Origin of the sequence: Mucilaginibacter sp. P19, from assembly GCF_050632265.1 — a bacterium.
Taxonomy (GTDB): Bacteria; Bacteroidota; Bacteroidia; order Sphingobacteriales; family Sphingobacteriaceae; genus Mucilaginibacter; species Mucilaginibacter gossypii.
The window spans coordinates 5,369,125-5,391,162 of record NZ_CP192586.1; the positions used below are offsets into that span (position 1 = coordinate 5,369,125).

Genomic DNA, 22,038 nt, shown 5'->3' on the forward strand with positions numbered 1-22,038 from the left:
GCTTGGATTCCTAACCGTTGGTGGAAATAAAAAAATCTGCAACGGCATATGGCAGCCATAATAACCATAAAAAACCAAAGGCTTTGATTAACCGGACCAGCCAGCGCATTTGGTTGCGGTAGCGGTCATTTACGTGATTGAATTTCAACTGTTGGTAATAGCTTTCAATCAACCCAAATGAAATATACAAATAGGCAAGTACCGAAATGAATGTCGCCATATTCAGTACCAGGCCCGTTTGCCGAAAGACCGATGTGTGATAAGTTGCCGTGATGTTGCCGACGCTTTGCCCAATCTTCAATATAAAAATGCCCTGTTGCAATAACAAGGGGATAAAGTGCAGCAAATCTGTACTATGTAATTTATATCCCGGCCGGGTTATCTTAAGCACATAAAAATAAATGAACGGGCCCAGTGCCAGCGAAAATTGAAGCGGCAGCCGGTTCCAATGTGGAAAATAAGCGCTCAATTCAACGCTTTTTCCCGACACCCAGGCCATCCATAAAACAATGGTTAGCATAGCAAGGGCCAGAAAACGATTTGCAGAGAGGTTAATGCTTTTGGTAAACCATAGCAACAGGCTAAACGTGAGGCCGATAAATATCGCAGCCAAAAACGCCAGGTCATATAGGGTGATATGGAAACTATACGCGGTCAAGTTATATTATTGTTTCAAAGGTTATTCCAACTTCATAACTCATTGATATACAATTCAAATAATATTTTACACACAAAGCTACCGTAATAAAAACGGACGGTTGTGTCCGGTTTTATTGGAAGGATTTCCAACGCCGGTATTCTGCCAACCCACGAATAATCCAATAACTGCAATTGATTGTGCATTGCGGTTTATAAATCAATTATATTTTTTTGCCTTTATATCTTCAGCTAAAATTACTGAAAACACAATCAAAAATCATCACTATGAAAACAGTATTAATCACCGGGGCAAATAAGGGGATCGGCTTTGAAACCGCCAGGCAACTGTCACAACTAAATTATTATGTTTATTTAGGCAGCAGGGATCAAGAAAAGGGGCTTGAAGCATTCAGGCAATTGAAAGAGCTGGGTTTAAACAATATAGAAACCATAGTAATAGATGTGGCCGATATCAAAAGCGTACGTGAGGCGAGAGCGGAATTGGAGGTTAAAATTGGTTCGTTAGATATTTTAATAAATAATGCAGGAATAGCCGGCGACCAGCCTCAAAACCTCGCTGCAGTTTCTATCGAAAACCTACGCAGGATATTCGACACCAATTTTTTTGGTGCAGTCCAAACCACACAGGAGTTTCTGCCGCTACTGAAAAAATCGGGCCAGGGGGCTATCATCAATGTTTCCAGTGAAACCGGCTCCCTCGTTGTGCACACCGCTGCGGATAGAAATTCTAACCGGGCTAAGTACCATGCTTACGGTTCGTCAAAAACAGCCTTAAACGCTTTTACGGTAATGCTGGCAAATGAGCTTTATGATACCGGCATTAGTGTTAATAGTGTTACACCGGGATATACAGCTACCGATCTTAATCAATTTCAGGGGGCAAAAACTGCCGAACAAGGCGCCCTACCTATAGTGAAGCTGGCAACACAATCCCAACCACGCGTCACCGCAAAATTTTTTAAAGATGTTGGAGAAGCAGGTTGGTAATCTGTTTAGTGACTTGTTTTAATTTGGTAAAAAAACAGCCAGATGTTAACAAAAATGGCGTTTTGCTTTTCAATATACTTATCCCATACGCCATATTGCTGAGGTTATTATTCACTTCTCAAACTATCCGCAGGATTTGCCCTGGCAGCTTTCAATGTGTGATAGCTTACCGATGCAAGCGCTGTAATAACTGATATTACTGCCCCGGTAACAAACAGCAGCCAATCGGGCTTAATGCGATATGCGAAATTTTGCAGCCAGCTGTTAGACAGGTACCAGGCCAACGGGGTTGCTATTACAAATGCGGCGGCGGCAAGGTACATGGTACTGCGGTTAAGCTGCAAAAACAGACTGCTTACCGACGCGCCCAGCACTTTACGGATGCCTATCTCTTTGGTACGGTTAATAGTAGTAAGTCCCGACAAGCCGAATAAACCAAGGCAGGCCAATAATATGGCTATGATGCATGATGTGGTGATTGTGGTCATCCATTGTAAATAAGCGTTGTAGCTTCTGGCAATCTGTTCATCCATAAAACTGTAATTTAAAGGCAGGTTGTTGGTTAGTATATTCCATTCGGCTTTCAGTTTTTCCATAGCCGGCGGAATGCTCTGGTGGGCTTTGATCCTGAACCAGAAATAACCGATATGGTCACGATTTACGGTGTGATAGCCTGGTTGTATTGCCTGAGTAAGGTCTCGGTTATGGTAGTCTTTACAAACACCGATAATTATCCCGCCAATAGTTGGGTTATACACGTTAAGGGCCGGTTTACCGAGCAATTTGTACAGGGTTTGATTAACGATGGTATTATGTCTTAATTTAGTACCCTGAGGTTTTTTCTGATCATCCGTTAACTGGAACGAGGCGCTGTCTGTCGCAATATCCCGCGAAAAGTCGCGGCCAAGTAAAATCGGTATCTTGTTAAATTTAAAATATTCAAAATCAGCATCCAGGTAATCAATTGGTACTTTTTCACCATTAATGGTATGTGTATTTCTACTAACCCCGCCAAATGAAAATGACGTACTTGTAATACCCGCTATAAAGGGCTGCGTATCTGCCCAATGATAAAGTTCGCGTTGTAATGCGGCAGAAATTTGTTTATCACCTCCCCAATAGGGATTTTCTACCACTACCACCTGGTCCTTATCAAAACCCATTTCGGTTTGGCTAACAAAATGCATTTGCTTATTGATAATGAGCGATGATATTACCAGCAACACACAAACACCAAACTGTACCACAATAAGGCTTTTTGATAGTACGGGGCTTATCCGATAAGCCGAAAACCCGCGCATAATATTTAGTGGCTTTAACCCAGACATGGCGTAAGCCGGGTAAATACCCGCCAGGAAACCGAGTACCAAAGTCAAAACCGTTATCAACACCAACATATCAATAACCCTAAAACTACTGAATGACATAGTAGCCCCTGTTAAATGGTTAAAGAATGGCATTATGATAATGGCCAACAAAAAGCCAACTGCTACAGATATAAATGCAAGCACCTGTGTTTGTGTATAATACTGAAATATAATTTGCAAACGGCCTGCGCCTATCGTTTTGCGTACACCCACATCCTGCGAGCGGGAAACTGCGTTGGTTAGCGTTAACAGCACATAATTAAAGCAGGCTATTACCAAAATGAGCACAGCGAGGCTGCTTAACTGGTAAATATTTTTCAAGTTAGTGTAATGATCCCAAGCCCCGCTAATATTGTAATGCGCATCGGCCAAGGGCCTTAAACGGATATAGGTATCAGAAACTTTATTAGCCGGGGCTTTTGATGCTTCGGTTTGGGGATTAAAGTATTTTTTCGAAAACTCATCCAGCTTATGTTGAAAGCGGCCTGCATCAGTTCCTTTTTTTAATTTGATAACCAATATTTCGTTATATGAGTTAAGGCCTGCACCCATTTTGTCTTTATAGCCTGCCATTGATGTGATAGGCATCACCATATCAAACTGCATGCTTGAGTTAGCCGGAAAATTTTTCATTAAGCCCACAATGCTTACCGGCACCGGGTTCGATTCGCCGGGGACCATTACTGTTTTGCCAACAGGATCGGCATTACCGAAATATTTTTTTGCCAAACGTTCGCTGATCACAGCCTCGTTATGGCCCGATAGCACAGTTTCCGGATTGCCTTGCAACAAGGGAAAATTAAAAACCTTGAAAAAATCGGCATCTACAAAAGTAAGTGTATTCCCGTCCTCTTGAAAATTCTGATTGCCTACTTTAATAACTGGTTTGTAATAACCATCAAACCTCACGGCGCTTTCCACTTCGGGAAAATTTCGTTTCAGATCGGGCCCTAAAATTGGAGGGGTAACTATGGTATTTTCCTCGTCTTCTTTCTTTGTTAACATCGAAAAAAAACCTTTGCTTTTCTTATCTTCTGCTACCGGCTGATTTAAACCAGTTTCTTCAACCCGGTACAACTGATCCGCATCGTTATGAAATTTATCAAATGATTGTTCGTTTTTTAAATGCAGATAAACCAGGATGCAAAAAGCGCTTGCTGTACCGAGCCCAATAATATTAATAGCTGTGTAAAGCTTGTTGCGAAAAATATTCCTTAAAGCGAGTACGAGGTTGATCTTTAGCATAAGTGTTTAAGTTTAGTGTTAATGATAATCAGAACCGGTTTTTAGCATAGGTAAAAGTCATCCTTACCGATACTCCGGCTATTTTACCAAAATTATACCATCAACATAATTAACTGTATATCAAATAGTAATATTATTTAAAAACGTAAACATTGTCCGTTTACGGACAGTAATTGTGCGGAAGCAGACGGATCGCGTTTAAATTTTATTTGCAATTCCTTTCCTGATCAAGATGAATCGGCTGACGAGAGCTACGCTTCGTGATATTCAGATAGGAAGGTATAAAGCTAAGCATCCCTGCCTAACAAATGGTGGCAGGGCTTTGTCACCATCCAATTCAAACATTCGCACCGGTTTAAAAAACTCCCAAAAAAACGATAAAAATCAATTCAAAAATCAGCTCCTATATTCAGCAGCCATGAAACACCAAACAAACACGCCTTAAAATTTTAAACACTGATTATCAGCAAGTTATCAATGTTCTATATAAAAACCTAAACTACTGACTATCAATCAATAATGCCATTAACCCGTTTCATCGTTTCACTCTTAAAAAATGGAACATGGCTATTTTTAAAGAAAATAGACGGCGGACTTTTTTCATTTTTTTGGGGAATCAAAAAATTGGGACACCCGCTTTGTTACAAAGTTACATCCGCGGCCGCAAGGCTGTGCCTTGTGGTAAATATGCTAAGTATGAGATATGCAAGGCAAATTTGTTCAGCCATCAAAACCCACACATTACAGTCATTTTGTTGCAATTAACAATAATTCATTAAGTTGTTGTACCTTATCATCGGCATAAAAAATTAAATTTGCAGCCGCAAACATTCATTCTTTTGGACAGAAAACTGATTATAGGAACCCGTGGCAGTGAATTGGCTTTATGGCAGGCCAATTTCGTTAAAGACAGCCTTGCTGCCATTAATATCACCGCCGAGTTAAAGATCATTAAAACCCAGGGCGACCGCATCCTGAACCTCAGCTTTGACAAGTTGGAGGGTAAAGGCTTTTTTACCAAAGAATTAGAAGAAGAGTTAATAGCCGGCACTATTGATATCGCGGTCCACTCACATAAGGACCTGCCTACTGAAAATCCTCCGGGACTCATCATCGCTGCAGTTTCAGAACGGGAAGACCCGGCTGAACTGTTGTTGATCCTGAAAGATTGTGTCGATGTGCATCAAAAATTGTCTGTTAAATACGGTGCTATTGTGGGCACTTCGTCAAACCGCCGCAAAGCGCAATTGCTGGCCCACCGCCCCGATCTTGAAATTGAAGAACTTCGCGGTAACGTGCCCACCCGTATTGGTAAGCTGCGCGATGAAAAATATGATGCCATTATGCTGGCTAAAGCCGGCGTTACCCGTTTAGGCCTCGACCTGAGCGAGTTTCATGTAGAAGAGATCACCCCGGTTGAACTGATCCCGGCTCCTGCTCAAGGCGCTTTGGCTATCCAGATCCGTGAAACCGATCATGAGCTGTTTAATGCACTACAGGCATTACACCATACTGATGTAGCCGAAGAGCTGGCTGTTGAACGTACCGTATTGAAATTATTTGGCGGTGGTTGCCACTTGCCTTTAGGCTGTTACTGCCGCAAAGAAGATGGTCTTTTCCAGGTGTTTACTTCTAAAGCCAACGAAGGCGATGAATTTCCGGACAGGTTGTTTTTAGAAGCGCCAACTACCGAAGGTTTGGCTGAGAAGGTAGTAGCCAAATTTGCAAAAGAACGTAAGCATCCATCAAGTGTATTCATTTCGCGCGAGCTTGGCGAACAAAGCTATTTCCGCAAAGCGCTTGAAAAACATGGCATTGCAATAGAAGACCGTTCGCTCATCCGTACGGTGCCGGTAATCACCCGCTTTGACTCATACATATTAAAAAATATTGACTGGGTATTCTTCTCCAGCAAAAACGCTGTTGAATACTTTTTCCAGTTAAACCCACAATTCCCTAAAAAGGTAAAATTTGGGGTAATGGGCAGCGGCAGCGAAGAAATGCTGCGCCGCAAAGGTCACTTTACCGACTATGTTGGCGAAGGTACCGATACTGCCGAAGTAGCTGAAGAATTTGCCAAGCTGGCTAACGGTAAGATTGTGCTATTCCCCGGAGCCGAAAGCCCGATGAGGAGTATTCAGCAAGGCTTATCTGCCGATACCAAGATCATCGACCTGCCCGTATATGAAACCGTACTGGAAGAAGATGTGGAAGCCAGCGGTGCAGATGTGATGGTGTTTACCAGTCCATCGAACGTGGAAGCCTACTTTGCCGATAATTTGCTCGACCCTTACCAAAAGGTAGTGGCCATAGGCAAATCAACCGGCAAAAAATTTGACGAAATGGGTGTAAAATACACGCTCCCCTACTCGCCCGACGAAGTTGGGCTGGCAGAGGCAGTGTTTGGACTTTAATTGAAGTCCATGGTCGATGGTCGATAGTCCATAGACTTTAAAAGCATATTATTTTGACCATGGACTATCGACCATGGTCTATGGACCAAAGTTATGTTACAACGACCAAGAAGGAACCGCAAAAATGAAGTGATCCGCCAGATGGTGCAGGAAACGCATGTTAGCGCTGCTAACCTGATTTTCCCGCTGTTTATTATTGATGGCGTAAACCAGAAAAGCGAAGTGGCATCAATGCCGGGCATTTTCCGCTATTCTATCGATAACCTGCTGCGCGAAATTGAAAGCTGCCTTAAACTGGGCTTAAACTCTTTCGACCTGTTCCCTAATATTGCCGAGGAGTTGAAGGACAAATTTGCTACGGAAAGCTACCGCGACAAGAGTTTGTATCTGCGTGCTATCCGCGAGGTAAAGAAAAACTTCCCTGAAGCCTGTGTAATTACCGACGTTGCTATGGATCCATACAGTAGCGACGGCCACGACGGCATTGTGGAAAACGGCGAGATCCTGAACGACGAAACGCTTGACATTTTAGGCAAAATGGCTTTGGCTCATGCACAGTCAGGCGCCGATATCATTGCCCCTTCGGATATGATGGACGGTCGCGTGGGTTACATCCGCAATGTATTGGACGATAATGGTTTTACCAATGTGTCTATCATGTCGTACTCGGCTAAATACGCCAGCGCTTTTTATGGCCCGTTCAGAGATGCCTTGAATTCGGCACCAAAGTTTGGTGATAAAAAAACCTACCAGATGAACCCGGCCAATCAACGCGAAGCTTTGATAGAGGCTGAACTGGATGAACTGGAAGGTGCTGACTTTTTAATGGTAAAACCGGCCCTACCCTACCTTGACGTTATTAAACTGATAAAAGATAATACCGAATTGCCTGTTGCAGCCTACAACGTAAGCGGCGAATATGCCATGATCAAAGCTGCTATACAACGCGGCTGGCTAAACGAGCAGCGTGCCATTACCGAGGTACTTACCAGTATCCGCCGTGCCGGTGCAACTGCTATTTTAACCTACCATGCCAAAGAGGTTTTGGAGAATAAGTGGTTGTAGGTAGAGGCGAAAGGAAAAAGGTTAAAGGCGAAAGGTTAGAAGCCAAGCAGTATCACCGCCGTCATGCCGAATTTATTTCGATTTGCTTAGCATGATTGCTTAGCGGATGTGGTGCTGAAACAAGTTCAGCATGACATCAATTATAATTACGACTTGGGTAGATGCCAAGTAAAAGGCTCAGGCCTTCAATAATTTGATAAAACAGCTTTAAGCCTTTGGCTTTCAGCTTTAAGCTCATAACAATGTTCGATTCAATAAAAAAGATGTTTTCTGCAGAGGATGAACCGGTAAATACTACGGGCAAGCCCGATATCAGTCGTGAAAAATCGGCCGAGTTGTATGCTAAGGCGCAAACGTATTTCCCGGGTGGGGTTAACTCACCGGTAAGGGCTTTCAAATCTGTTTATGGCACGCCGCTGTTTATTCAAAAAGGTGATGGGAGTCATATCTGGGATGCCGACGGTAACGAATTTATCGATTACTGCTGCTCATGGGGGCCACTGATCCTTGGCCACAACAATGCAAAAGTAAGGGAAAAAGTTATCGAGGTAATGCAAAACGGCATGAGCTTCGGCGCCCCTACCGCATTAGAGAATGAGCTAGCCGAGCTGATCCTGAAAAACAATAAGTTTATTGAAAAGATCCGTTTTGTAAGCTCTGGTACTGAGGCTGTAATGTCGGCAATCAGGTTGGCCAGGGGATATACCAAACGCGATAAGATCCTGAAATTTGAAGGCTGCTATCATGGCCATGCCGATGCTTTACTGGTGAAAGCCGGTTCGGGCCTGGTTACCTTCGGCGAAACTTCATCAGCCGGTGTACCTAAATCTGTTGCCGACAGAAACTATCGTTGTAGCACTTAATGATAAAGAAGCATTAGCTAAAGCTTTTGAAGAATTTAAAGGCCAGATTGCCGCTGTAATCATTGAGCCGGTGCCGGCAAATAACGGTTTGCTGTTGCAGGAAAAAGAATACCTGCAATACCTGCGCGACATCTGTACGCAAAACGGCACCATGCTGATATTTGATGAGGTGATCTCCGGTTTCCGCGTTGGCTTTGAAGGCGCTGCCGGTTATTACCAAATCAAACCAGATATCATCACTTACGGTAAAATTATCGGTGGCGGTATGCCGGTTGGCGCTTATGGTTCTGTCGGCAGCTATTATGAGCAATATCTCGCCAGAGGGTTCGGTTTACCAGGCGGGTACCTTATCAGGCAACCCGGTTGCCATGGGTGCCGGTATTGCCCAATTAAGTGAACTGCTGCGCACAGGCTTTTACCGCGACCTTAACAATAAAACAGAAGAGTTCGTAGAAGCCATTCAGCGTTTTGCTACCGCCCGCAATTACAAGTTTAAGGTGTTTGGCATTGGCTCCATATTTTGGTTTGCTTTTACAGATAAAGAGTATATTCGTAAAGCCGAAGATATTGATGTATCAAGCATGGAAAAATTCAAAAAGTTCCACCGCGAATTGTTGAACAGGGGCATTTATTTAGGCCCGTCGGGGTATGAGGTTGGCTTTATATCATCAGCCCATACCAAAACAGACCTGGAGAAAACAAAACGTGCTATATTTGATAGTTTGGATTTAGTATTTAACGGTAAATAACCCCACCCAACCCTCCCCAAAGGGGAGGACTAAAAAAAATAAAGTCTTGAAGTCTCCTCCTTTGGAGGAGATTTAGAGGAGGTTGATATGAAAAAGTCATTTGTTATTTTTTACGCGCTCATCACCTACGCCGTTGCCGAACTGGTATGGTGGGGCTATATGCTGGTTACGCTGCAACCGCGCCGTACCGGTATGATCCTGGGCGAAGGGGCCATGTTTGTGGCCGTATTTTTAATTGGCGCCATTAACCTGCACCGTTCTTTCAATAAAGAACGGAGGTTACAGGAGCAGAAAAAGAACTTCCTGCTTTCGGTTACGCATGAGCTGAAGTCACCGCTGGCATCTATTAAAATCCTGCTGCAAACTATCCAGAAACGCCATCTAACCAAAGAACAACTGCTTGATTTTATTGAAAAATCATTGAACGATGTTGAGCGTTTGGATGACATGGTTGAGAATATGCTGCTTGCATCTAAGATCGAAAACCGCTCATACAGTTTCCCTAAGGCCAGCTTTAACCTTTCGGTTTTGGTTGATAGCATTGTTAACCGCCTGCAGATCTCCAAATGCGATTGCAACCAGCAGATCATAGAGGCCGAGATTGAGCCTAAGGTGGAGATTGTGGGCGATAAATTTGCCCTTACATCAGTAGTAACCAATTTGATAGAAAACGCTGTAAAATATTCGAGCCCCTGCTCATCCGTTGGGGTAAAGCTGTTTTCGAAAGATGATAAAGTTTACTTGCAGGTATCTGATCATGGTATCGGCATAGCCGACGAGGAGAAAACCCGCATTTTTGACCGTTTTTACCGCGTAGGCAGTGAAGAAACCCGTAACACCAAAGGCACCGGACTGGGTCTTTATATTGTTAAGGAGGTGTTGGATAAACACCAGGCCAGCATCAGGGTTAAAGATAACCGCCCTGCTGGTAGTATTTTTGAAGTTACATTTGGACTAACCTAAATTTAAGACATGAATATGCCAAACAAAAAAGAATTTTATTGGCCGAAGACGAAGAGCATTTGTTAGAAGCAATTAAGCTTAACCTTGAGCTGGAAGGTTACAAGGTTTCTCCGGCCAAAAACGGCAAAAAAGCTTTACAGCTATTTAAAGAGGAACGCTTTAACCTGGTGATATTGGACGTAATGATGCCCGAAATTGACGGCTTTGTTGTTGCCGAAACCATCAGGCTTGAAAATACAGAAGTACCTATCATGTTCCTTACGGCTAAAAACACCAATGAGGACAAGATCTCGGGCTTAAAAAAAGGCGCTGATGATTATCTTACCAAACCGTTTAACCTCGAGGAGCTTATTTTAAGGGTGAACAACCTGGTGAAACGCAGCCTGAAAGGTGAAGACCTGAAAGAGTTTAACAGCTATAAAATAGGTGATAAAACCATCCATTTTAACTCATTTGAGCTGGTTAACGAAGATGGCTCCATTACCGCCCTTACCAAAAAGGAAACCATGCTGCTTAAATTGTTGATTGAGCGTCGTAATGACGCCGTATCGCGCGAGCAGATCCTGGAAACCGTTTGGAATTATGACGTTTATCCGTCAACCCGTACTATCGACAATTTTATCCTAACCTTCCGTAAGTACTTTGAACCAGATCCTAAAAACCCGGTTTATTTCCATTCCATTCGTGGCGTTGGGTATAAATTTACCGATAACCAGCATTAATGTTCAGTAACAGGACACGTATATTTATTGCGTTTATATTTCTGCTGTCGTTAGGTATATTGGTATATTTTCATATTTATGAGCTTGCGGCAGTTGCAGCTATGATGATTATCCTACTTATCTGGGATTATTTCAGACAGGGTACGTTGGTTGTAGCATCCAAACATTTTCATGTAAAGGATTATGATAAAACCGCGGCTTCATTAAACGAGATCATGAAACCCGAATGGCTCAGCAAAAACCGCAGGGGGTATTATGAGTTTATATACGGCGGTTTATGCCTGCAAAGGCAGGATTTTGAAGGGGCAGAAATGCACTATGAAATAGCGGCACAATACCCTTTGCGTTCGGTTAATGACCACGTAGCCGCTTTGGTTAGTGTAGCCAATATCAGCATCAGGCGTGGTAATTTTGAAAAAGCGAAAGCTTACCTGCAGTTAACCGAGCAGTATAAAGAAAAAGTAACAGCCAAAATGAGGGAAGTGATAAGCCGCCTTCAGCAGGAGCTTCAGAAAGAATCAAGACAGTAAGGAACAAGAATCAAGACTATAAGAGTCGAGATACAAGAAATAAGATAAAGAGACGGGAGGAAAGAGGAAAGAGTAAGGAGGCAAAACGAAAAGAGCTATCAGGCGAGAAGATAAGAAAAAAGAGAACGGTTCTCTTCTTGATTCTTTTTTCTTGCATCTTGACTCTTGGTTTCTTGCATCTTGACTCTTGATTTCTTGCTTCTAACATAAAATATGAGAGATTCGTTATTAATAAAAGCGGCATTTTCGGAGCAAACAGAACGCCCACCAGTTTGGATGATGAGGCAGGCAGGCCGCTTTATGAAAGAGTATTGGGACATTAAAAACAAATACTCGTTCCTTGAAATGTGCAAAACACCGGAGATAGCCGCCGATGTTACCATGCTACCGGTTGATCTGTTAGGAATTGACGGTGCGATTTTGTTTTCAGATATCCTGGTAACGGGTGAAGCCATGGGCGGCGACCTAAGTTTCAACGCAGGTGTTGGTCCGCTGTTTGCCAACCCTGTACGTACACAAGCCGATATCGATAACCTGCAAACTGATGTTATTGATAAGCTGCAATATGTTGCAGATGCTATTAAGGTGATTCAACAGCGCCTTGGCGGCCGTATTCCGCTTATCGGTTTTGCCGGTGCGCCATTTACCGTAATGAGCTACCTTGTTGAAGGCGGATCTTCAAAAGATTTTAAACGCACCAAACTGATGCTGCACAATGAGCCCGAAATGGCCCATCAACTGTTATCAAAAATTGCCACTGTCACAGCAGATTATCTGAACATGCAGATTGCTGCGGGCGTAAATGCTGTACAGATCTTTGACAGTTGGGCGCAAGCTTTGGCATGGGATGATTATAAAGAATTTAGTCACCGTTATATTGCGGAGATCATCAGCAAACTAAACCGTAAAGATATCCCGGTGATTTCTTTCTGTAAAGGCAGCTCGGTTTTTGCACCGCTAATGGCAGAGGCTAAGCCAGATGTAATTTCTATCGATTGGAATGTCGATCTGTTAGATATCAAAAAACGTTTACCGGCAGGTATTGCGGTACAGGGTAACCTTGATCCGCATATCCTTTATGCCGATAAAAAAGTAATTAAAGAACGCATCTACCGCCTGTTCGACCGAATGAAAGGCGAAAACGGCTTCATTTTTAACCTGGGTCACGGCATTATGCCTGATATCCCGTTTGACAACGTGAAGTACGCGGTAGAAGTGATAAAAGAATACAGAAATTAAGAATAAAGCCAACATGTCATTGCGAGCGATAACGTGGCAATCCCGAACTATGCAAGTCGCTCTGTAAAGTTCGCGATTGCTTCGTTCCTCGCAATGACATGTATTAATTGACATGTACGATTACATAAAAGCTATACATATCATTTTTGTGGTCTGCTGGATGGCGGGGTTATTTTATAGCGTACGTTTATTTATTTATCATACCGAAGCCCAGGATAAGCCCGAGCCGGATCGTACTATATTGTCTAAACAATTCGAAATCATTGAACGCAAGTTATGGAATATCATAACTATCCCCTCAATGTACCTTACTATAGCAGCTGGCACAACGATGCTTATCCTCAAGCCAATTTGGCTTCAATTTGGATGGATGCATATCAAACTGACCTTTGTTGTGGCTTTAGTGATCTATCATTTCATCTGCCAAAATAAAATAAAACAGATGCGTAACGGCGTATTCAAATGGACATCCATTCAGCTCCGCTTGTGGAATGAAGTTGCTACCATTTTTCTGTTCGCCATTGTTTTCCTTGTGGTGCTTAAGAGCGCTTTGAATTGGATCTTTGGTGTTGTTGGCCTGGTATCGTTGGCTGTAATACTGATGATAGCGGTTAAGATTTATAAAAGATATAGGGAGAAGAAGTAACTCTTAAGTGAAGTTCATTACTTTTAAAGATGAATGTGCTGCGATGAAATAAAAATCCCTATCGTCATTTAAAAGGATTACTTTATTTTTTATAGCGTAAACAGCAATGAGACAATCGTTTGGTTTACGTACAGTAATGCCTCTTTTTCTTAAATCACGGTATAAGCTTGCGGCTTCAGTAGCGGCTACATAAGGATCTCCTTTTAGTTTAGTCATACTATCAAAATAAGATTTAATCTTCTTTACTTCGGCTTCTGAGACTACACCTTGTAAAATCTCTTGCATTATTGTAGGACAAGTTGCCACTACCATATTTGCCAAATTATTCCTTAAAAATTTACTTGAATCTGTTTCAATTCCTTTGAAAAAATTGACCCATACGGATGTATCTACCAAAATAATATCCATTATTCAAAAGCCTTATCATCGAGTTCAACCTTCCCCCATAATTCAGCAAGCTTCTTTTGATTTTCAATTGTAACATATAACTTCAAAGCTTCTTCAATTACTGCTTTCTTTGTTTTTATATTACCCAATTTCTGAGCTTTAGCGATTAGCTCATCATTAATATCTACATTCGTTCTCATACACATAAATTTTAATAAATATACACAAAAACCATCAAATAAAATATCTATTCTTACATTCTCTTTATACCTCATTCTTGCGTTAAAACTAATTACCAAAATATTTCCATCACCATGCAACCATTTGCATCACTCTTCCATCTTACTTATAAATGATGTTTTTGGAACCTAAATATACCATTCACCAACTGATAGACCGCTGCCGGGCCGGCGAGCGGAAGGCGCAGGAACTGCTTTACAAACAGTTTGCCTCAAAAATGCTGGGGGTGTGTATGCGCTATGCCACCGACCGCATGGAGGCCGAAGATATGTTGCAGAATGGCTTTATAAGGGTTTTCCACAAAATGGATGATTACCGGGGCGATGGTTCATTTGAGGGCTGGGTTAGGCGCATCATGGTTCACAGTTCAATTGAATACTATCGCAAACATCATAAAATGATGCAGATAATTGATATTGACGAGGCAGGGCATGAGCCATCGGTTAATCCAATAGCAGCGGCCAACCTGGATGCAAAGGTGCTGATGGGCATGATACAGCAGCTGGCACCAGGATACCGGATAGTATTTAACCTTTACGCGCTGGAAGGCTATTCGCACAAAGAGATAGCGGAGATTGTAGGCATTACCGAGGGTGCCTCTAAATCACAGCTGTCAAGGGCTCGTACAATATTGAAAGAACAAATTGCTAAAATAGAGGGCAAAAGTTATGGATATGCAGGATAAGGAACTGGACAGGCTGTTTCAACAAAAGCTTGATGACCTGGAAATACAACCGTCGGCCCATGTATGGCAGGGCATCAACGCCGAATTAAACGCCGGCAGGCGTAAAGGAATATTATTGCCTTTGCTAAGCGCAGCAGCAGGTGTTATATTAGTGATCACCGCAGGTATCCTGTTTATCCCTAAACAAAGAGTTAAACATAATGACCATCCAACAGAAATAGTTAAAACCCATCAACCGGTAAAACAATCCGTTGCAGTTACAGTTGAGCCTGTGGTACCTCCAACCCCGGCGCAAAACAAAGTACCCGCAAATCCGGTTATAGCACCTGTTAATACTATAGCGCAACTTAATAAAACCAAAATAAAAAGCAATTTGACACCATCTGTATCACAGCCGGTAAATCCTATCCCCTCACCTGTAACCGCCCATACAGATGAACCATTATTAGCAAATGCCCCTGCCGCAGATTATCCTGTTGTTAACGCCGCAGCCCCGGATACAGCAGCCAGGATCAGCCCGAAATCAACCATCATTGCCAGCGACAACACACAGCCGATATTGATAGCCCAGGTACCGCCGCATGCCGTTCCTGCTACAGCAAAATCTGTAAAAAGGCACCGCATCCGCAGCCTTGGCGATGTTTTTAACGTTGTGATAGCCGCTGTTGATAAACGTAAAGACAAAGTAATTGAATTCAGTAATACCGATGAAGACGATGCCACTATTACAGGCCTGAACCTGGGCTTTATTAAAGTAAAAAAAGAGAAAGACAAATAATATCTTAGCGAACTATAGACATACCACAACATATGAAACGCCTTATTTTTACCATCACAATATGCCTTGCCGCAAGCTTTGGTTTTGCTCAAAGCACACCTGCCGATTCTGCACAAAACACCACCGATACCACTACACATAAAAAGCATGTTAAAGTAAAACTTGGCTTTGGCGATGACGTAACCCAGGTTAACATTAATAATGATGAGCCTGATACCACCTATCACGCACACAAAGCGCCGGGCTTTTCATTCGGGGTAACCTTTTCGAGGATCGACCTTGGTTTTGCTACGCTGATTGACAACGGGAGCTTTACTTTATCCGACAAAAACAAATTTTTAAGCTACCGCCAGTGGAAAACAAGCAACTTTGGCTTTGACGTACTGCAATTTGGTTATCGCTTTAACAGTGCTTTCAAAATCTATGTATCCGGCGGTTTCGACTGGACCCATATCCGCTTACGTAATGATATCACCATACAGCGTAACGCGCCGGTGCTCACCTACGTTCAGGACAGTATCCACTTCAGCAAAAACCGTTTTTCATCAACCTACCTTCGCATACCGCTATCGTTCTATTACCGCAGCCATGAAGATGACCGGGGGAATTATTTCAGGTTAGTTGCCGGTCCGGAGATTGGCATCTTGCTTAACGGCCGCGTAAAACAAATCAGTGAGGAAAATGGCAAGCAAAAATTTAACGACGACTATCATTTTGCCAAACTGCGCAAAGGCGTGTTTGTACGCATGGGATACGGCATCATGGGTCTTTATGCCAAGTATTACTTCAACGATATGTTTGAAAACAGCCCGGATCAAAAAGGCTTGAGAAACTTCTCGTTTGGATTGACTTTTGGCTTCTGACCGCTGATTTAAGGTGATTGCGTTGATTTCGCTGATTATTTTTGGTTGTGAATGATTAAAATGATTTGATAATCTTCAGCAAGCTCCCATCTCGAAAACGATCGGTGTAATCAATAAAATAGGTGTAATCATAAAAGCAATCAATGTAATCCCAGAAAAGAAATCAACGTAATCAACGTAATCATAACCATCAACGGTTTATCTTTGCCCCTGATGTCAGAGATTCCTTTTTTGCAGGCAGTTGCCATAAGTAAAATATACCCGGGAAAACAGCAGGCCGGTGTAAAAAAACCGGGCTCATTATTGAGCCGGGCAAAATCACCGCCATTATTGGCGAAAGTGGCAGCGGTAAAAGCACTTTACTACGCTTGTTATATGGATTGCTCTCACCCGATGAAGGCACCGTTTACTTTAAAGGTGAACGCATTTGGGGCCCTGAAGAAAAGCTGATCCCCGGTCATGATGCCATGAAAATGGTAACCCAGCATACCGATGATCTTAACCTGTTTGCCAAAGTTTGGGATAACGTGGCTGCTATGCTGCCGGCAACAGATCTCAAAGCCAAACAGGAGAAAACTGAAAGGGTGCTTAAACAGCTCAACATGTTTGCCATGGCCGATAAGCGGGTGGCCGACCTGAGCGGCGGCGAAAAGCAACGCGTAGCCATTGCAAGGGCCATCATTACCCATCCTCAGGTACTACTGCTCGATGAGCCTTTTAACCAGGTTGACACTTCATTCAGAGAAGGTTTACAGCATGATATCAGGCAGATAGTTAAAGAAATTGGATTAACTGTGATCATGGTATCCCATGACCCGGCCGAAGTACTATCGATGGCAGATGAGCTCATTGTTATAAACAAAGGAGAAATTGTTGAGCATGGCAATCCCAAGGCTCTATACAAACATCCCAAATCTCTTTATACGGCCCAATTGCTCACCAATTGCAACGTACTAACCGCTCATGAAGCCCGTTTTTGCGGCATTGACATAACCAAAGAATATGCGGTTGTTTATCCTGAGCAAATCAAAATTAAATTGATAGCGGCAACCAAAAGCTGGGTTGTTAAGCAGGTGTTGTTTAAAGGTTTTTATGAGGATCTGATCATTAGGCATGAAGATATTACCCTACGGGTTTTGAGCGAGGAAACCGGAAAGTATGCCGAGGGAGATTTGGTAGCGGTAAGGGTAGAGAAGTATTTGGAGTATTAATCCTACGATTAGGCTTACAAGGCAAGCAAGATATTTAGTTGTAGTTAACTGATATCGGCCCGCTCATTCGCCGCGGGTTGGCTTTGTTCTTTTTCTTGATAAAAAGAACCAAAAATCAAGTCAGCAGATAGGCTTCTTTGCGCTCAAGGCCTTTGCCCTGCAAACCGGGCATAACCACGGGCTGCAATTATTTTGCCCTGCTTCGCTCGCTCGTTGTCCCCGTTTCTGCAAAAACTTGCTATGCCCCTACAGCAGCACAGGCCGGCATTGTTCTGCCCGGTTTCGCCCGAAGCTTACCTGCTGACGGGGAACTGAAGACACAAGACGGTTAGATTTAAGAAAAAAGGATTCAAAAAATAAACCGGAGCCATACCTCGCGCTGGCTACCGGTTTTTTAAACGTATATTTAAAAAAGGTCTTAATGCCTTAAATCAAGGCTCAGCATTACCAGGTTTTTACTTTCAACATAGGCGGTGCGCTCGTTCAACCTGTCAAGGACCTGGTCAAGCGCCAGGCGGGTCTTTTTCTTTTTAATGTTGAGCTTACTATAAACTGTTTCTTCGTATATCAGCTTATTGTTATCGTTATAAAACTTAATGGTTTGCACGCGGGGCAAATTAATATTGTGTTCAACTACCCAAAAACCGCGTACGTTTGTTATTTTATTTTGAGCCTGCACCGCAGCTGCTGCAAATGCCAGGATACAAACTGTGATAATTAACTTTTTCATGGTGTTATTTTTAATATAAACTAAAATTAAGGACCCATAAAATGGCATGAAAATAGCGTAGGCACACAACCCGCCAGTTACGATTAACCGCATTTTAATACGACAAATAAAGATCCGACCTGAAAAATGCACCGAAGCAGCCTTACTCCAGGTAGTCTCGTCATCAAATGATTGCAGTTTGTCGCACTTTTATCCTAAAAGCCGCCCAATTAAACTGTTTTACAGTAAATTAGCTATATGAATACCGGTTTCGATCTCCTGCTCAATAATATAAAGCTGCCGCGCTTTTGGCAGCACGTGATATTTTGGGTATTTGTATCGTTTTTTATCACGACGCTTTATTCGTTCCAGACCAATTTTTGGGTATCCTTACGCAATAACCTTTTGTACATGCCCATACAAATTGCGTATTACTATGCCATTGCCTACTGGCTGGTGCCCAAATACGTTTTTGAAAAGCGATATGTGATGTTTTTCATGATGCTGGTACCGCTTGTTTTTGCATGTATGTTTATCAGCCGTACCATCGGAATCCTTTTTGTTGCGCCCTACCTGATCAGGGTGATGCACGTAACAGATGCCGGTTATATTGCCTCCACCCAAAGTCCGTTTTTTGAGCAGTTAACAGATGGGCAAAGCCTGGTAAATTCATTTAAAGGGACTAACCTGTTTACTGGGTTTGTACTTGCTATTAAACTTTTTAAAATGTGGTATGAGCGCAAGCAGGCAGCATTAGAAGCCGAACTCAACGCGTTGAAAGCCCAGGTACATCCGCATTTTTTATTTAATACCCTTAATAACCTTTATTCATTAAGCCTCAACAACTCGCCAAAATCGCCGCAGGCTATTATTGGCCTGTCGGACCTGCTGCGCTATATGCTTTATGAATGCTCAGATAACGAAGTGCTTTTGGAGAAGGAAGTATTTATGATGCAGCAATATGTAAAGCTCGAAAAACTTCGCTATGAAGACCGCATCGACATTAACTTTACCATTACCGGTAATTTGAAAGATAAAACTATAGCCCCGCTGCTCATTTTACCTTTTATCGAAAATGCCTTTAAACATGGCACCAGCGAGCAGGTGGGCGCTACCTGGATCAATATTGATATTAGTGTTACACTAAACCACTTCAAGTTAAAAGTAGCCAACGGCAAACCCGAACGCTCTGTTGAAGAAGCCCATACGCCGGGACATATCGGGCTAAAGAACGTGACCAAAAGGCTCAACCTGCTGTATCCTCATACCTCACGGCTGAAGATCGTGAACGAAGAAGATACTTTTTTTGTGGCGCTTGACCTCGACCTGAAAATCATAAAACACGCTGCTGTACAACAAATGGTCACCGCATGAAAATCCGCACACTTATAGTAGACGATGAGCCGCATGCCATTGAGGTATTGAAAAACTATCTTGCGCGCTTCAGCGAGATGGAGGTCACCACTACCTGCAATGATGGTATTGAAGCATTTCGCCTCTTGCAACAAAAACCTATCGATTTGATGTTCCTGGATATTCAGATGCCGGGAATAAAAGGTACCGACCTGCTGAAAAGCCTCAAGAACCCGCCTAAAGTAATTTTCACCACCGCCTACAGCGAATACGCCCTTGATGGTTTTGAGCTCAATGCGGTTGACTACCTGTTAAAGCCAATTTCTTTTGAGCGCTTTTTGCGGGCTGTTGATAAGATCTATCAGCTTAACGAGCACAAAGGCAAACCTATGATTGCCCATGAAGAACCTGTAAGTGATACGCATACCTTCATCTATTTAAAAGTAGACCGTAAAACCATCAAGGTTAACATCAATGATATTTTATGGATAGAAAGCCTGCGCGACTATGTTAAGGTAGTAGCTGTAAATAACCATGTGCACATTACCCGGCAAAAGATCAGCCTGCTTGAAGAAATGCTGCCCGAGAGCAGGTTTGTACGGATCCACCGGTCGTTTATAGTTTCGTTGAACAAAATAGATTCTTTCTATGCCTACAGCATGGATGTAGCCGGGCATGAGTTACCTATCGGCCGTAATTATAAACAGGATGTGCAGAAGAAGTTGAAGAATGAGCGGTTGCAGATGGGGGGATAAAAACCTTAGAAGGTTACAAATGTTCGCTTTTTTCAGCTCGCGCTCGTTTGTAACGAGTGCGTAACCTGGGTTTGCGTTTATAACGCAAAGGCGATGCAATCGCCAAGCCACATTAAGCGTTCGTTGCAAACGAGCGCAAGATTAAATCGCACCAATCCCATGCTTTTTCTTATTCCTTTTTAACAGCTATTCCTACGCAACCCACCAATCATTTACCAAATTCAATTCATCTTTTGCGCGGGTAACGGCGGTGTACCACCATTTGCAAAGTTCGTAGTATGGCGAACCATACATGCTCTTATCCAAAAACAGGTAAACATTGTTCCACTCGCCTCCTTGGGCTTTATGACAGGTTACAGCATAACCGTACGAAACTTTAAGACAGTTGAGATAAGGGTCTTCGCGCATCGCCTCCCTATACTGTTCACTTTTTTGATGGAAGCCTTTTGCCTTCATCTGGTCATTAAAATCGATAATGAGCGCTTTGGATTGATCGTTAGTGAGATTTCCCTTTAAACTTTCAAGCGTATCTAAAGAAATCAGCATCTTAAACTCCTTCCCCGAAGCCAGCGCGGTAACCAACACTTTTTGAAATTTCAGCCCGAGCTTTTGTTCGGTTTCTTCAAGTTCATTCACAATTACAAAATCGCCGTTGGTGAGCGGTACCGAATAATTATTTTGTGTTACCAGCAGCACATCGCCCACCTGCAGGGGCACGTATCCCGAACCAAAAAGTTCGCGGCGCATGTCCCGGTTTATCATTTGAACTTTTTTATTACTGCGTGCTATGGCCAAACAACTATTGGGGCCTGCGGCCTTATAATTAGCTGCATAAAGGTTAAACATTATATCATCTGTAGCGTGAAGCTTTACGTTATTAAGGTTTGATGCCGGAATCTTCGGAAATTTGATGCGCTCCCGGCTTTCGCTCATGGTGCGGATAGCCGCCGCCAAAACCAAAATATCATTATCATCTTTATTGCGCTCTATTTTTGAGAGCTTAACCGATACCGGGAAACGTTGCTGTTTGGCCAGCCAGTCGGTATCAAGCGCCGGACTAAAGCTTTGCCCTACGGGTGGCAACTGGCAGGGATCGCCCACAAAAATAATCTTGCTTTTATTAGCCACCTGAAAAAAATCATAAAGCAGGATCCCCGAACCAAAAACGGCAAAGCCATTGCCCTCGGTAAGCGTGCCCGAAAGCATCGAAGCTTCATCAACAATATAAATGGTGGTTTCGGCGTCTGCAGAACGGGTTGTAAACTGCATGGTCATTTGTCCGGCCATGCCCGATGCTGAGCTTTCGGCCAATGTTTCCTCGTCAAGACCGTCTATCTTATCAAAATTATATAACTCGCCATGAACTGTTGAAGCGGAGAACCCCGTTTTGCCTCTTAAAACAGTAGCCGCCCTTCCCGTAGCTGCCAGCATACAAAACTTCCTTTCCTTTTCTTTAAGCCATTGAGCAATGTGCTGCATCAAAAAGGTTTTACCGGTACCTGCGTAACCCTTCAGTACAAAAACATCTGCTGCAGGATGGTCAAGAAACTTCTGAATTGCCTTGAAAGCAGCTTTTTGATCTGTATTTAAAGTAACCGGCACAGAGA

General features: G+C 42.9%; 20 protein-coding genes and 1 pseudogene. 15 read left to right on the forward strand and 6 right to left on the reverse strand.

The features are described 5' to 3' along the window. Window positions 1-10 precede the first annotated feature (10 nt). The gene (locus ACQ86K_RS26220; protein ID WP_431199063.1) at window positions 11-658 is read right to left on the reverse strand and encodes a hypothetical protein; all 648 of its coding nucleotides are present in this window, start codon (window positions 656-658) and stop codon (window positions 11-13) included. Between the two features lie 266 nt (window positions 659-924). On the opposite strand from ACQ86K_RS26220, the gene ACQ86K_RS26225 reads away from it, so the two are divergent. Further along, on the forward strand, window positions 925-1,647 hold the full coding sequence (locus ACQ86K_RS26225) for an SDR family NAD(P)-dependent oxidoreductase (RefSeq protein WP_091166942.1): 723 nt from the start codon (window positions 925-927) through the stop codon (window positions 1,645-1,647). Window positions 1,648-1,754: 107 nt separating this feature from the next. Here ACQ86K_RS26225 and ACQ86K_RS26230 read toward each other — a convergent pair whose 3' ends face one another. Next, window positions 1,755-4,259: an ABC transporter permease gene (locus tag ACQ86K_RS26230; RefSeq protein WP_091165551.1), complete on the reverse strand. Its 2,505-nt coding sequence runs from the start codon at window positions 4,257-4,259 to the stop codon at window positions 1,755-1,757. Window positions 4,260-5,098: 839 nt separating this feature from the next. Here ACQ86K_RS26230 and hemC point away from each other — a divergent pair. The 8 genes and pseudogenes from hemC (at window position 5,099) to hemJ (ending at window position 13,450) form a co-directional block, all read left to right on the forward strand. Next, a complete protein-coding gene (gene hemC / locus ACQ86K_RS26235; RefSeq protein ID WP_091165548.1) occupies window positions 5,099-6,673 on the forward strand; it encodes a hydroxymethylbilane synthase in 1,575 nt (524 codons plus the stop codon). A 93-nt stretch (window positions 6,674-6,766) separates the two neighbouring features. Continuing rightward, window positions 6,767-7,738, forward strand: coding sequence for a porphobilinogen synthase (hemB, locus tag ACQ86K_RS26240; RefSeq protein WP_091165545.1), 972 nt, complete (start codon window positions 6,767-6,769; stop codon window positions 7,736-7,738). 242 nt (window positions 7,739-7,980) lie between these two features. Next, window positions 7,981-9,350, forward strand: a pseudogene (gene hemL, locus ACQ86K_RS26245) (glutamate-1-semialdehyde 2,1-aminomutase). Between the two features lie 87 nt (window positions 9,351-9,437). Continuing rightward, window positions 9,438-10,313 carry a sensor histidine kinase gene (locus ACQ86K_RS26250; protein ID WP_090529091.1) on the forward strand — a complete coding sequence of 292 codons (876 nt, stop codon included), beginning with the start codon at window positions 9,438-9,440 and terminating at the stop codon, window positions 10,311-10,313. 38 nt (window positions 10,314-10,351) lie between these two features. Continuing rightward, window positions 10,352-11,035, forward strand: coding sequence for a response regulator transcription factor (locus tag ACQ86K_RS26255; RefSeq protein ID WP_431199064.1), 684 nt, complete (start codon window positions 10,352-10,354; stop codon window positions 11,033-11,035). Further along, window positions 11,035-11,565 carry a hypothetical protein gene (locus ACQ86K_RS26260; protein ID WP_091165537.1) on the forward strand — a complete coding sequence of 177 codons (531 nt, stop codon included), beginning with the start codon at window positions 11,035-11,037 and terminating at the stop codon, window positions 11,563-11,565. The genes ACQ86K_RS26255 and ACQ86K_RS26260 overlap by 1 nt, the downstream gene beginning before the upstream one ends. Before the next feature lie 213 nt (window positions 11,566-11,778). Continuing rightward, entirely contained in the window at window positions 11,779-12,804 is a 1,026-nt protein-coding gene (gene hemE / locus ACQ86K_RS26265; RefSeq protein ID WP_091165534.1) for a uroporphyrinogen decarboxylase, read from the forward strand. A gap of 112 nt (window positions 12,805-12,916) precedes the next feature. Beyond that, window positions 12,917-13,450: a protoporphyrinogen oxidase HemJ gene (gene hemJ / locus ACQ86K_RS26270; protein ID WP_091165531.1), complete on the forward strand. Its 534-nt coding sequence runs from the start codon at window positions 12,917-12,919 to the stop codon at window positions 13,448-13,450. A 3-nt stretch (window positions 13,451-13,453) separates the two neighbouring features. On the opposite strand, the gene vapC is transcribed toward hemJ, so the two are convergent. Both vapC and ACQ86K_RS26280 read right to left on the reverse strand, forming a co-directional pair. Beyond that, a complete protein-coding gene (gene vapC, locus ACQ86K_RS26275) occupies window positions 13,454-13,858 on the reverse strand; it encodes a type II toxin-antitoxin system VapC family toxin (protein WP_091165528.1) in 405 nt (134 codons plus the stop codon). Next, a complete protein-coding gene (locus tag ACQ86K_RS26280; RefSeq protein WP_208102359.1) occupies window positions 13,858-14,112 on the reverse strand; it encodes a type II toxin-antitoxin system VapB family antitoxin in 255 nt (84 codons plus the stop codon). The genes vapC and ACQ86K_RS26280 overlap by 1 nt, the downstream gene beginning before the upstream one ends. Window positions 14,113-14,192: 80 nt before the next feature. Between ACQ86K_RS26280 and ACQ86K_RS26285 the strand changes: the two genes are divergently transcribed. The 4 genes from ACQ86K_RS26285 to ACQ86K_RS26300 all read left to right on the forward strand — a co-directional run bounded on the left by ACQ86K_RS26285 (window position 14,193) and on the right by ACQ86K_RS26300 (window position 17,614). Next, window positions 14,193-14,762 (forward strand): RNA polymerase sigma factor, encoded by a 570-nt coding sequence (locus tag ACQ86K_RS26285; RefSeq protein ID WP_091166936.1) that lies wholly within the window; start codon window positions 14,193-14,195, stop codon window positions 14,760-14,762. Continuing rightward, window positions 14,752-15,540, forward strand: coding sequence for a hypothetical protein (locus ACQ86K_RS26290; protein WP_431199065.1), 789 nt, complete (start codon window positions 14,752-14,754; stop codon window positions 15,538-15,540). Before ACQ86K_RS26285 ends, ACQ86K_RS26290 begins: the two co-directional genes overlap by 11 nt. Window positions 15,541-15,572: 32 nt before the next feature. Continuing rightward, window positions 15,573-16,403 carry an outer membrane beta-barrel protein gene (locus ACQ86K_RS26295; protein ID WP_091165522.1) on the forward strand — a complete coding sequence of 277 codons (831 nt, stop codon included), beginning with the start codon at window positions 15,573-15,575 and terminating at the stop codon, window positions 16,401-16,403. A 329-nt stretch (window positions 16,404-16,732) separates the two neighbouring features. Continuing rightward, window positions 16,733-17,614, forward strand: a complete 882-nt coding sequence (locus ACQ86K_RS26300) for an ABC transporter ATP-binding protein (RefSeq protein ID WP_431200937.1) — start codon at window positions 16,733-16,735, stop codon at window positions 17,612-17,614. A gap of 418 nt (window positions 17,615-18,032) precedes the next feature. Here ACQ86K_RS26300 and ACQ86K_RS26305 read toward each other — a convergent pair whose 3' ends face one another. Then, window positions 18,033-18,344 (reverse strand): hypothetical protein, encoded by a 312-nt coding sequence (locus ACQ86K_RS26305; RefSeq protein ID WP_139159988.1) that lies wholly within the window; start codon window positions 18,342-18,344, stop codon window positions 18,033-18,035. A gap of 237 nt (window positions 18,345-18,581) precedes the next feature. On the opposite strand from ACQ86K_RS26305, the gene ACQ86K_RS26310 reads away from it, so the two are divergent. Next, window positions 18,582-19,697: a sensor histidine kinase gene (locus ACQ86K_RS26310; protein WP_091165512.1), complete on the forward strand. Its 1,116-nt coding sequence runs from the start codon at window positions 18,582-18,584 to the stop codon at window positions 19,695-19,697. Continuing rightward, a complete protein-coding gene (locus ACQ86K_RS26315; RefSeq protein ID WP_091165509.1) occupies window positions 19,694-20,431 on the forward strand; it encodes a LytR/AlgR family response regulator transcription factor in 738 nt (245 codons plus the stop codon). The genes ACQ86K_RS26310 and ACQ86K_RS26315 overlap by 4 nt, the downstream gene beginning before the upstream one ends. 192 nt (window positions 20,432-20,623) lie before the next feature. On the opposite strand, the gene ACQ86K_RS26320 is transcribed toward ACQ86K_RS26315, so the two are convergent. Further along, entirely contained in the window at window positions 20,624-22,033 is a 1,410-nt protein-coding gene (locus ACQ86K_RS26320; protein WP_091165506.1) for an ATP-dependent DNA helicase, read from the reverse strand. Between the last annotated feature and the right edge of the window lie 5 nt (window positions 22,034-22,038).